Genomic DNA, 13294 nt, shown 5'->3' with positions numbered 1-13294 from the left:
TTTCCTACACCACCAGTGATGATAGCTAATAAAAGGATTACACCCAAGGAAAAAATCACTCTGAAAAATTTACGGTCTTTTATCATTAATATTTGTCTCCTTAGCTTCTAACTGAGTATTTATATATTTTTCAATACCTGCAAACTTGATAATTATTTTTTCGATTGGCTTTTGTTCTTGTTTGAGATTCAATTTTGCATAGCCATCCGTCACTAAAACTACTAATTGTTTCTGTCCTGGGCTCAGTATTACTTTTACTTCGGCACCATCAGCTATATATTGCCCCATCGAACCAATCATTGGTCCTACTTTTAGTTCTTCGGTTTGTTTGTTATAAGATACCTGAAAATCTCTAACAGCTTCCCGAAACTTGATGTCCAATCGATTACTTTCTACATCTCCGTAGATGTGTGCAGATATCTGCATTGTACCTGCAATAATGGGATTTTGAATCATTAATCTGGCTATCCCACCAATAGTATACGAAGTAAGTTGCCTTTCAGAACCATCAGTATCTTTGATATTGATAGCAACCAAGGTTCCATCGCTCACAGCATTTCCAAATTTATCTTTAATGATACTTGTTTTTAGCTTAAAATACTGACGAGCATCGGCAAAAAGATATAACTCGTCGCTTTCGATATTAAACGACGTCGGGTAGCCCGGAATCTCCAATAATTCTTTTTCTTTTCCTAAAGCTTTAGCTGCTTTTACACTCACAATTGTTTTACCAACTTTTTGTTGGCTATATATTTTTTTGTAGGATACTAAATTTTTAGTCGGAATGTTATACGTTTCGATGGCTCCGCTTGGGCGATAAAAATCAAATTGAACTGGCGTATTTTTCTTTACTGGATTGATAAACTTATCGGTAGGAATTGCCGTAATCATCGACCAATGCTCACCCGCGTCGGCAGTAATAGATTTAGAACCTAAAAATGTTTCGAGTGGCTCAGAGGGTTGAAGTGGCCTTATAAAGATTTGTTTTTCAGCTATCAAATTTTTATTGGTAAACAAGTTTAACTCAAGCAAACCTGATTGCATCATTACAGAATCTGGAAAAACAAATTCATTTTTGGAAGGAGTAAGCCACCATGTTCCCCAAGAAGAATTTAACAATAGTTGACATTCGGGGGCGTTTTCTGGTAACTTAATTGAAAGCTTAGAACCTGCATACAAATAGCTTGGTAAACTAAACTGATATAAAAATGGTCTATTTGACTGTGTGGAATGAATATTTTTGCTCTGAAAAAATAAAAAATAAGCAGCCATACCTGCAACCAAAAATAGTGCAAGTAAGCCCCAAAGATATTTTTTATATTTTTGATACATCAATAGATTGTTGGGTTTCCAACGAAAGCATCTACCCTAATACTGATGCTCCCTGAATTTTTAAGTTTAATTCGATTTTTGAGTGTTTTGGTTTGTGTAGGTGCATGAAATGAATTATTTGATAATCCGTTCACAAAGAAATTTTCATCTGTGCCAATATACACCTCCTTATAATTTTTTGGAATAGTGGGTTCAATAACAAACCCTCTACGGCGTTGTTGCCTTACTCCATACCGCAAAAAATGTGTATCAACCCACTTAATTTGATCATTTTTATCATAATAAGCTATCAAAAGTTTGGGTACGCTTATTTCTTCTGTGCCATAATTTATTACCTCACCCATCAATTTATCACCCTCTTCTCTTACACTTTGTATGCCAGCTGAGCGATAAATATCATTTTTATCAACAACCCCTCTTACCATTAAATTAAAGAGTTTTGGTGGAATCTTGAAGTTGAAATTAGTAAATTCTTTTGGGTTGAATTTGGCGGGATCTAAATCATCCTTTTTAACCCATGCTGTTTCCTCAAATTCAATTCTGAAAGGGATTGTTTCTTTCGGCATTATTCGGTGTATCGTTATGTACTTAGCATTATAGCTTACCAAACGGCGGTTGTATTCGTCAAATAAATTAGCTTGGATTGTAATATGAGCTGGTTGATTATCAATATTTTGGAGCTCTCCAATCACTACATAAGTGCTATCGAGTTTTATCATACGTGCATTGAGTATCTTTAGTTCCGGACGGTCAAGTATATCTTCATGAGCCGTTGGTTCGACCCCTGCTTTTCTCTTGCCATGGCCATGCATACTCAAAAAAGCCTCATCAATAAAAGTATCTGCGGGTGTGGTTGGATCGAACTTTGGCTGTTCAATATACCATTCACCGTTATATCTTACTGCTTTGTGAATATTCTCCGTAAAATATTGTTCAACAGGCGTAATCCATTCAGCAATTGCTTTCAGCTCGTAGGTGTTATCATCTATCTTTTTCTCTTCAATCTTTAAATTATCTAGCTTAGCATAAGATGCCAATATGCCGTCTTCGACTGAAAGTTTAATAAAATAATCATCAAAAGAAGTACGAGTTTTGGGGTTAAAATACTCATAAGCGGTTTTAAAATCCTTAAAATCAATGGCATCGTAGTAGGAAGTTACAACTTTTGAAGGGGAATCATTAGGCGAACTTAACATCATCTGTAAGTACACTGTAATAATGATGGTCGAAAGCGTAAAAATCCACATTCCCATAAAAATAAATAATCGTTTTTTTATCGGAGGTAATGTCAGAACAGCCTTTTCATAACCATCCTCATACGCCTTTATTTTCTTAAAACGAGCATACCAAACAAAAAGTAAATTAATACTAAAAGCTAATAACAATGCCAATACTGGCATTACTCCCCAGTAGATTTTCACAAATTTCGGCAATTTTTTTTCGGGCAATACCGATGGCAAAGGAGGTATATCTTGTTTTTGCCACACCATTATTCCATTTTCCAATCGTTGTACACGTTCCCATCCCGAAAAATATAAAATAGGATCATAGAATTTATCGTTTGAAAAGATGAATTTCAAATAATATTTTTCTGGTATAGTCAGAAACTGTTGTAGTGAACCAAGTCCTTGAATTCCTTTGAATTTTGAATTTTCGAGACGCTCAAGTGGACGAGTGGTCATTTCTGGGAGCCTCCTGGCCGAATGATAATTACCATCAACCGATTGAGCTGTTGTTTGAGCAGACAGCCAAGCCATTTGGTCGCCAAACCCTAGAGTCATGAATCGCCATTTATCATGCTGGTCTCTCTCTAAAAACTGAATAATTGGTGTTGTATCAATTGTAGCAGGCTGCAAAGGCCTGAAAGAGCCTAAGTTAATTATGAAAATAACTAGTGTAATACATCCTAAAACAATAAAACCCCAAATTAATCGATAAGGCCAAACACCTATTTTTGAACGCAAAAAAAGTCTGAAATCCCCTTCTATTAGTCGATAGAAAAATTCTCCAATAAACGGGATCGCTATCATGGTTGCCCAAAACGTAAACCTATCAAGTGTGAGAATATTAAAAGCATTTTCGCCAAGCATTAACTTTGGAATAGGAGTTGTTCCTCCTGTGCCAAATAGCAGTAAGAGTGAGAAAGAAAAACCTATAAAAATATTACGCTTTGTCCAAACTCTTGAAAATACATAAGGAAGTAAAAGTAGATCTATACCAAGCGGAATTAAAAAAAACATTAGTCCAGATGATGGAACTTCAATGAACGAATCACGCGAACCATGTGGAATTGACACTTGCGTGATTGGGTCAGTTTTTGACCAATAGAAGTAAGGAAATACAAACAGCATCACAAAAGGTACTGCCATACCAAATAAAATAATTTGTTTTCGCTTCAGCCATGTTTCTTTTATGAAATCTAAAATTGTAATTTTGATTGGTAAGGTGTCGTTCGAAAAAACTTTTGGTACCGTTAAGGTTCGCCCACTATCATTCTGGTTTTCGGCCTTATTCTTTTCGATTTTACTATCAAGTACAGCCAAGCCAATAACTGGAGCTACAAAAAAAACCATCCCAAAAATAGTTGTAACATGATGTGAGGTAACGCCCATAGCCATAATAGATAAGGCCGTTGCTAGGCGGTAATACTTTCCGTAGCGAATCCATCTATATATCTCAGGCAGAGCATTAAGAAGGCACGAAATGCCCATCAATGTTGGCACTTGTCCAAACAAATGAAGGGCTTCAATAATTGATGATGCAAAACAAGTAAAAATAGCGGCATATCCGGCGGCCCTTGGGGTTGTCCAAAGCTTTGAGAAACGATATGCTCCAATGATTAGCAACTGTACTGCACATATGGCCAATATTACAAACCCATACCGCAAACCAAATACAAAAGATAACAGAGCTGTAAGCTGATGCACCAAAGGTGGATAACTCGTTACGTTGAAGCCGGTGTACCAACGATTATCCCATGGTTCAAACCACGAGCGTGCATAATGGTCGGCAAAGAATATATGTACGAAAGCATCGTAGGTCTCATCGAATGTAAAAAAAAAGATTGTACCGTGGAAAACCAATCCCACAAACAAAGCAATTAATAAGAGCTTTTCTGATTTTTGAAGCATTCAATTATGAAATATTTTCACATATATTTATGAGTGAAATATAAAATATTATTCTCAATATTTTAAAATAGCACAATTACTATGCCTAAAACTATTGAATTTGAAGGTAAATCTTTTAGAAATGTATTGATAAACGACACATCTGCATAAACCATCTCTAAAGATAGAGATAATTTATAAGATATTAGCCATCAAATAATTACAGAGAACTTTTATCATAAAAATAAGCCTTTTTATGATAACTAGGCAGTACAAGTCGGACAGGTCCCTTGTACGAGCATATTTACTTCAGTACGTTTGTAGCCTTCTGGTAAATTAATGGTAGGAATATGCACACTTTCAATACAAGTTGTGTTTCCACAAACTAAGCACTTAAAATGAACATGGTCGTGGTGGTGATTTTCGTGGCTACATTCCGACACTCGGCACAAAGCATATTTTGTACCACCTTCATCGTCTAAGACTTTATGAACAATGCCTTTTTCAACAAAAGTTTTGAGTGTACGATAGATTGTCACACGATCAAAGCGTTGCCCAAACAGTGCTTCCAAATCTCCGTGCGAAAGTGCGTGATTATTATTTTGGAATGACTGTAATATATCTGCCCGACAACCAGTGTGTCGTAGGTCAAATTCTTTAAGCGTATCTTTAGAAGGATTCATATCTGTCCAGATTTATTCGACCAGCAAATTTACGTTATCAAACTGTAATTTTACCAAGTTTGCGTAAATTCCTTCTTCTTTTAAAATCAATTCATCGTGCTTGCCCGACTCCGCTATCTCGCCATCTTTCAAAACATAAATCGTGTCAACGTTTCTAATCGTAGCTAATCTATGAGCAATGATGATAGTCGTGCGGTCTTTCATTAGTTCGTCAAGAGCATCTTGCACTAATTTTTCTGATTCAGAATCTAAGGCACTTGTGGCTTCATCAAGAATCAAAATCGAAGGGTCTTTCAGAATCGCACGTGCAATTGCAACACGTTGGCGTTGTCCACCCGAAAGTTTTACTCCTCTCTCACCCACAACTGTCTCAAATTTATCAGGGAAAGACTCTATAAACTCCAAAGCATTTGCTTTTCGGGCAGCATTCATTACTTCTTCGCGGGTAGCATTTGGTTTTCCATAGGCAATGTTTTCGTAAATGGTTCCACCAAATAGCATTACTTCTTGCGGCACTACCGCTATATTACTGCGGAGCTCGGTTACATCTTGCGTAGCAATGTTTTGCCCATCGACAGTAATTTTGCCTTTCGTAAGCGGGTAAAGTTTCATCAAAAGTTGCACAATTGTTGATTTTCCCGCACCACTATGGCCTACAATAGCTATTTTTTCACCAGATTGGATTGAAAGCGACAATTCTTTCAAAATTGTTACATCGGAGCGAGAAGGATACGCAAAACCTACTTTATCGAATACAATATTTCCATCGGCTTTTTTGAAAGCTGGCGTTTTACTAACATCAACTTCTGACTCTTCATCTAAAATTTCTAAAATTCGCTCAGAAGCCCCAACCGTGCGTTGAATTTGAGCGTACATATCGCCCAAGCCTCCCACCGAACCACCAATAAAACCAGTATAAAGAATAAATGTGAATAAATCTTGAAAAGCCAATTCTCCCGAAAGTACCAAGTTTCCTCCGTACCAAACCACGCCCACAACACCACCAAACAAAACAGAAATAATAAATGAAATGAAACCACCTCTGAATGTTGCCGCTTTGAGTGCATAATCAACCACTCGTTGGATAGAAGTACCGTAGCGATCTACTTCCAAACGTTCGTTGGTGAATGCTTTCACTACATTAACCGACTGCAAGGTTTCTTCTACTATAATATTTGTTTGAGCCAACTCATCTTGTACTTTCTTAGAATTTTTTCTAATAAACTTTCCAAAAACAATCGCCGCGATAACTAAAAACGGAAACGTTGAAAGCATGAATAGTGTGAGTTTACCCGAAAGCATGGTTATCAATACCACTCCTCCTACCAAAGTAAATATTTGTCGGAAAAGCTCAGCAAGTGTAATTGAAAGCACATCTTGAAGCTGAGTAACATCTGATGTAATACGACTCATGAGTTCGCCAACTCGATTTTTCTCGAAAAATGAAATGGGAAGTGTAATAATTTTCGAGTAAAGTTCTTTACGTAAATCTCGCATCGAACGCTCCGAAACCCTCGTAAACGTATAGACCCTCAAAAATGAGAATGCTGCTTGAAGTATAAGTAATGCAACAAAAAGGAAAGTTACTTCATTGAGTGTGAGATTATTAGATGACGAAAAAATATTCTGAAACTTTTGAATGCCTATATTTCCGCTCATCGTGTTTGGTGTTTGAAGAGCAGCTGATGGATTTTTAGGAGAAACAATCGCTCCCACCATTTGGCCCATCAACAAAGGCACACTCATAGATGTGATTTGCGACAAGACCAAGAAAATAAAACCAATAGCAAATGTGCCTTTGTAGGGCAATGTAAATCTAAAAATCTTTAATGCTTTCTTGAAACCTTCTTTTGTTACCTTTTTTTTATCTGCTTCCGATACCCCCGCACCAAAACTACTACTTCTTTTTGCCATGATTATATTACCTTACAATGGTCGTTAAAATTTATCCATACGTTAAAAAAACACCCAAGTCGAGTAGAATTTAATCTTCCAACTGCCCTTTATACTTTGATTTCTCGAAAATATCGCGAGCATTAGAGTTTTTCATCAAATCAATTAACGAAATTGAAGGGTTTTCGGTTCGATAACGGCTCACAATTCGCCAGCCAAGCCATTGCCCAATGCGTCCTGGACAATCATTTCCTATTTCTTGTACTTTTGGTCGATCGCCAAGGTACTTATCTTTTATACGATCGTTAGTTTCATACAATAATTTATTATCAAGAAAATACCCCCAAACCAAATCCTGCGAATTCCATGTTTTGGTCATGTTGGAGTCGGCATATGCAATCACAAGCGAATCGGCTACATCGGGCAGCATCGCACGTGTAAATTCATAACTTTTACCATAATAAACCATATCACCCAATAGCGTACGGTCATTTGCATCAATTGCATTATACTTTTTCGATAGGATTGTTAGTATTGAAGGCACGATATACGGCTTATCGAATCGCTTTAAAAGGTAGATCGGATATTGCGGACGATACCTTGCCTTGGGTCCGAGGAAAGTCTCGAGCGGAATTACAATCATATCATCCGAAACCACCAACTCCAAATCTAGTGCGGTAAAAGTCGTAATAATTTGCGGCTCTTTAAAATCAGGATAATAAAACTTTATATGCTTGAAAGCCGTGATCAACTCTTGTTTTAAATCGTTAAGATTTCCGAAAGACTCTTTAGTATCTTCGTAAAACGCCTGTGTATCTGGGTTATTATGAATCAGGAAAAGTCTATTGATGAGAGCGGTATCGTCGGGAGAAGTCTGATAGAACTGATTGACGAATTTGGTATTCTTTGATAAAAAATCTTTGATTTGTTCTTTGGTCTTTAATTGCATCATTGTTTGGTCAAACCTCTGAATATCAACCTTTACCGAAATATTTGCAGTATCAACGGTTTCGGAATTTTGGCATGCGACCAATAAAAGCAAGCCAATTGTTAGGCTAATAGCAATTGAACAAACAAAGCGTAATTTCATAATTGATTAAATAATTTTTTAAAAAACGCACAAAAATAGATAAATATTTGCCCCGAATCATCTATTTTTGTAAGATTGTAATTCAAAACATAAATTTGCAGGAGGCTTGATTCAGAAAATCAGGTAAATTATAAAACCCTTAATTACCCACTTAAAATGTTTCATGTAAACTTTTCGGCTAAGTCTTTTGTCAATAAGATGCTTGTGCTCAGTGTTTGTTTTTGTTCGTTTCAAGTTTTTTCACAAAAAAATGCACAAAGAGGAGGAAATCGTGTTGATGCACTCATCCAGAGAAATCGTAAACTCACTAATGATATCAATGCACTTAATCAACTACTAGCTAGGCAAACCAATCAAATTCTTTCCCAAGAAGGTATTACCAACTATTATAAATCAGTTCTTAAAACTTCGAGAGATTCAACTGCCAATATTTCAGGAGCATTTGCCGAATATAAACAAAAAACAGATGCAGAACTTGCTTCTCTAAAAACTGCTTTTGCTGACTCTATGGAGCTTTTCAGGGAGTTTAGAAAACAAGCACTCAAAGACCGAAACAGAGTAGTGAAAGACACCAACGTTGTGAGGGTTTACACAATGCCATACGACCAAGTGCGTGTACGTGTACTCCGCAAAATCTTAGACGAAGGTATTGGCTTAGTAATTGAGCGTAATACTGATGAAGGTTTCTTAGTATCAAAAGTATTCAAAGACCGCAAAACTAAAGGGCTATTCAAGAAAACCATCGAAACTCGTGTTGATTGCGACATCAAAATGGTTCAGCATCCTTACGAAGATAATAAAACATTGTTTTATACCTCAACGCGGGTTCAAGAAAAATCAAGAAAAGATAGCCAGTTTATAGAATTGACTGATAGTAAAGTAATTAAAGATTATCAGAAAAAACTTTTGAAATTCTTTGATGATTTTTTGGTAGGAAATTAAGCAAATTGCAATTCGAGAATAAGCTGATAGCCACATAGATATTATCAAGCCCATGCCTCAAACGTGGGCTTTTTTTGGGTCTGCACCGAAGGTCTGACCCAAACTTAAAAAGCAAAAAGCCATATTTGGCATAAAACTTGTTAAAATAAGCTAATATATCAATTGGATTTCCTTGATAATCTATATGAATCTGCTTATTTTTGCACCTCAATTTTTTTGAAAAAATTTAAAAAACAATAATCAGGCATTTAAACAGTCCTAAAAGTCCAGTAATAAATTAAAAAACAAATGGCTTTAATTAACAAAATTCGTGAACGTTCAGGTGTTGCAGTCGTAGTTATCGCAATTGCACTCATTTTATTCATTGTCGGAGGAGATTTATTCGGAGGAAATGGTAAAAGTGGCTTGTTTAGTAGTAATGATAATAAAATTGGTGAAATTGCAGGCACCAGTATTGATTACCAAGCATTTCAGGCAAAATTAGATGTGGCTCGTGCAAATTATGAGCAACAAGCTGGAAGAGCTTTGCAAGAACAAGAAATTCAGCAATTACGCAGCCAAGTTTGGGAACAAATGATTTTTGACATTACTTACAAAGCCGAATTCGAGAAATTGGGTTTGAAAGTTACGCCAGATGAGCTTCGTGAAATGGTACAAGGTACTAAAAACCTTAGCCCAATCATTAAGCAACAATTTACTGACCCACAAACAGGACAATATGACCGTAATCGTCATATTGAGTTTATCAATGCTGCTGCTGCAAATCAACTTCCTGCACAACAAAAACTCGCTTGGGACCAAATCAAAGAGCAAGCGATTCAACAACGTTTGTTGGAGAAGTACAACGCTCTACTTTCTGCTTCTTCGTTCGTAACAACTGCCGAAGCTAAAAGAGAATACGATGCAACAGCTACTAAAGCAGATGCTCGTTATTTGTATGTTCCATATACAAGTATTATTGACACAACTATCAAAGTTACTGATAGCCAATTGTCAGATTATTTGAGCAAACACAAAGAAGAATTTAAAGGTTACGATAGCCGTTCATTCGACTACGTAGTGTATCAAGTAATGCCTACAAAAGAAGACAGTGCTGCTTTATACGAAGATATCAAGAGCTTTGCTAAAGGTTTAGCTGCTGCTAAAGACGCAAAGGCTTATGCTGCTCTTAACTCTGATAGCCGTGTGCCTTACGAGCGTAGTATCAACGAATTGACTCCAACTTTGAAAGCAGCTTTAGCAACTGCCATTCAAGGTGCAGTTATCGGGCCATTTAAAGAAGATAATACGTATTCGATTTATAAATACGAAGGAACTGCTGTGGATTCACTTTACACAGCTCGTGCAAGCCATATCCTAATTCGTGCTGATAAAACTGCTCCTGATTCGGTAAAAGCTGTAGCTCGTGCAAAAGCACAAGATATCTTAAACCAATTGAAACAAGGTGCTGACTTTGCTACTTTAGCTCGTGCAAACAGCCAAGATGGTTCGGCTCAACAAGGTGGAGATTTAGGAACATTCAAAAACAACGGTACAATGGTAAAACCATTTGAATCGGCTGTGTTTGCTATGGGTGGTGCAGGTTTAGTACCAAATGTTGTTGAGACAGACTTCGGTTTCCACGTAATCAAAGTAACAGAAGGAAAATCTAATACAAAGTATAAAATTGCTACTATCAGCCGTGAGTTGCAAGCAAGTGAAAGCACAAGAAATGCTATCTATCAAAAAGCTGAAACATTGCGTGCAAGCTGTAGCTCAAAAGAAGAGTTTGAAGCTGCTGTGAAAAAAGATGGTAAATTGGTTATCTTGAAAGCTGATAAGATTTTCCCAGAAGCATCAACATTCAATACTATCCAAAATGCACGTGAAGTTGTATTGTGGGCATTTAACGATGATACGAAAGTAGGTAAAGTTTCTGACCGTGTATTTGAAGTTGGCGATAACTTTATCATTGCTGCTGTAACTGCTAAAACAGAAAAAGATAGTCCTAAAGCTGACGACTTCAAAGATGCGATTACTGCTAAAGTTCGTAACGAAATCAAAGCTGAGCAAATCTTGAAAAAACTTGGAAATCCATCGGGTTCTTTAGAGCAAGTTGCTCAAAAATACGGTGCAGGTGCTTTAGTTGAAGCCGCTTCTGATATCAACTTAGCAACAGGTATGCTAACATCACCAGGTATTGACCCAGTAGCTGTCGGTAAAATCTTCAGCTTACAGGCTGGCAAGCGTTCTAAGCCATTTGTTGGCGAAAACGGTGTATTTGTGGTTGAAACAACTAAACTTACAAAAGCTCCTGAAATTGCTGATTACACGCAGTACAAAAACCAAGTTATGCAACGCACTGGTGGTTATGGCGTATCGTACATGGCAAACCAAGCAATTCGTGACAACGCAAATATCAAAGATAACAGAGCTAAATTCTTCTGATATATCTTAGAAAATAGTTTTTTAGAAAGGAGAAATATCGAAAGGTATTTCTCCTTTTTCATTTAAAGTCTTAATCATAAATTATTCCTCACAGTCATAAACTTTAGTATTTGAGTGTTGCATTTTTTTGCATTTTTGCATCATGCAAAAGCAACTTTTTCCATCCGATATTATTCAAAGCACCACAGAAGCTTATTTGCCCAAAGTGGCGGTTAGAAGTCAGTTGATTTACACACTTATTCTACTATCTATTTTTGGTATTTTAGTGAGTTTGCCTTTTATTTTCATTGACATTTCGGTGCAAAGCAACGGAATCATCAGGACAGTTTCGGAAAAAACTGAGATAAAATCGTTGATTTCGGGAACTGTGAAAGCAGTAAATGTGTCAGAAAATCAAAATATTGCACAAAACACTACACTTTTTGTGGTAGCTACCGATGATATTGATACGAAACTCAACGCAAATGGATTTCAAAAGCAGGAGAAAAACGATTTTATCAATGATTTAGAGGTGCTGACTCAAATCGGGAAAAATAATATTTTTGGAAATCATTCTACCCAAACCCCTATCTACACCCAACAACTCAATACTTTTCGTAGCCAACTGCAAGAAAATATCTTTCACCAAGAGAAAATCAAAAAAGAATTAGATGCTGACCGATATTTATACAAAGAGAAAGTAATTGCCCGCCGAGAACTCAACGCCAAAGAATACGAAATGAACCGCTTGGTGGCTGAATTTGAATCAATTTTTCAGCGGCAGTTGAGCCAATGGCAAGCCGAACTCAACAAACATCGTTTTGATTTGAAACAACTCCAAAGCGAAGCCAAACAACTTACTCAGCAAAAAACTTATTATGAAATAAAAGCCCCAATTAGTGGCAATATTCAGCAAATTGTGGGTAAGTATGAAGGTAGTTATGTGCAAACAGGCGAAACGCTGGGTATCATTTCGCCCGATTCGAGCCTCATTGCGGAGTGCTACGTTAGCCCAAACGACATCGGACTTTTAAGAAAAAATATGCCCGTAAGTTTTCAGATTGATGCTTTCAATTATAATGAATGGGGCTTAGTACAAGGAAAAATCATTGACATTGCCCGTGATTTTGTGGTGCTCAACGAAAAGCCGATTTTCAAAGTAAAATGCCAATTGGACAAGAAAACCCTCCAACTAAAAAACGGTTATGCTGCTCCTCTGAAAAAAGGCTTAACTTTCAGAGCCAGATTTGTAGTAACCAAACGTAGTCTTTACCAACTTTTGTATGATAAAACCGACGATTGGCTAAACCCAAAAATTGAGAGTAAATAATTATCTGCTTACCATATCCAATATTTTTTCTACTTTTTCTTCCAATTCTCTGATACGCTCATCGGCTGGTGTATGCAAATGGGTTGTGCCTTGATTGACCCCAACGCCATTAGTAGTTCCTATATTTATTTTACCATCCCAGCCCAAAAGTTGTTCTAAGTTTAGCTGGTAAAGTTCAGCAAGTTTTTGAAGGTATTTGAAACTGACGTTGCCGACATCACTATTTTCTATTTTGGCGTAGCCCGATTGTGTGATACCCAGTACGGAAGCAACGTAATCTTGTTTGTAATTGTGGAGTTCTCTAAGTGTTCGGAATTTAGTACTAATATTATTCATTGTTACAGCGGTTGTTTTATAAATAAAAGTGTTAGTATGGCAAATAAACGCAAAAACGGAAAAAGATGTTTGGAGACACGCAAAAATTCTTATTTTCTAATATCATTCTAATATCACTCATAAATTATTCCTCACAGTCATAATTTAGCACTGCCAAAATTTGGCAAATTAG

At 36.7% G+C, this 13294-nt stretch carries 9 protein-coding genes; 3 read left to right on the top strand and 6 right to left on the bottom strand.

Annotation, left to right across the window (positions count from 1 at the left end; translation table 11 throughout):
* Window positions 1-69: 69 nt before the first annotated feature.
* The 5 genes from ACOVO2_RS20560 to ACOVO2_RS20540 form a co-directional block, all read right to left on the bottom strand.
* Window positions 70-1332 (bottom strand): hypothetical protein, encoded by a 1263-nt coding sequence (locus ACOVO2_RS20560; protein ID WP_421771784.1) that lies wholly within the window; start codon window positions 1330-1332, stop codon window positions 70-72.
* Window positions 1332-4463 carry a hypothetical protein gene (locus ACOVO2_RS20555; RefSeq protein WP_421771783.1) on the bottom strand — a complete coding sequence of 1044 codons (3132 nt, stop codon included), beginning with the start codon at window positions 4461-4463 and terminating at the stop codon, window positions 1332-1334. The genes ACOVO2_RS20560 and ACOVO2_RS20555 overlap by 1 nt, the downstream gene beginning before the upstream one ends.
* 242 nt (window positions 4464-4705) lie before the next feature.
* Complete coding sequence (locus ACOVO2_RS20550; RefSeq protein ID WP_421771782.1) at window positions 4706-5125, bottom strand: Fur family transcriptional regulator; 420 nt, start codon at window positions 5123-5125, stop codon at window positions 4706-4708.
* A 12-nt stretch (window positions 5126-5137) separates the two neighbouring features.
* On the bottom strand, window positions 5138-7039 hold the full coding sequence (locus ACOVO2_RS20545) for an ABC transporter ATP-binding protein (RefSeq protein WP_421771781.1): 1902 nt from the start codon (window positions 7037-7039) through the stop codon (window positions 5138-5140).
* Window positions 7040-7109: 70 nt separating this feature from the next.
* Entirely contained in the window at window positions 7110-8108 is a 999-nt protein-coding gene (locus ACOVO2_RS20540; RefSeq protein ID WP_421771780.1) for a gliding motility protein, read from the bottom strand.
* 156 nt (window positions 8109-8264) lie between these two features.
* Here ACOVO2_RS20540 and ACOVO2_RS20535 point away from each other — a divergent pair, with 156 nt between their 5' ends.
* The 3 genes from ACOVO2_RS20535 (at window position 8265) to ACOVO2_RS20525 (ending at window position 12786) form a co-directional block, all read left to right on the top strand.
* Window positions 8265-9050, top strand: coding sequence for a hypothetical protein (locus tag ACOVO2_RS20535; protein WP_421771779.1), 786 nt, complete (start codon window positions 8265-8267; stop codon window positions 9048-9050).
* A gap of 288 nt (window positions 9051-9338) precedes the next feature.
* The gene (locus ACOVO2_RS20530; RefSeq protein WP_421771778.1) at window positions 9339-11477 is read left to right on the top strand and encodes a SurA N-terminal domain-containing protein; all 2139 of its coding nucleotides are present in this window, start codon (window positions 9339-9341) and stop codon (window positions 11475-11477) included.
* Between the two features lie 142 nt (window positions 11478-11619).
* Window positions 11620-12786, top strand: a complete 1167-nt coding sequence (locus tag ACOVO2_RS20525) for an HlyD family secretion protein (RefSeq protein WP_421771777.1) — start codon at window positions 11620-11622, stop codon at window positions 12784-12786.
* Here ACOVO2_RS20525 and ACOVO2_RS20520 read toward each other — a convergent pair whose 3' ends face one another.
* Window positions 12787-13122 (bottom strand): helix-turn-helix domain-containing protein, encoded by a 336-nt coding sequence (locus tag ACOVO2_RS20520; protein WP_421771776.1) that lies wholly within the window; start codon window positions 13120-13122, stop codon window positions 12787-12789. It abuts the gene before it with no gap.
* Between the last annotated feature and the right edge of the window lie 172 nt (window positions 13123-13294).

Source organism: Emticicia sp., from assembly GCF_049241225.1.
Lineage (GTDB): Bacteria > Bacteroidota > Bacteroidia > Cytophagales > Spirosomataceae > Emticicia.
The sequence above is the reverse complement of the archived record's forward strand: the minus strand, read 5'-3'. Positions and strand labels throughout refer to the sequence as shown.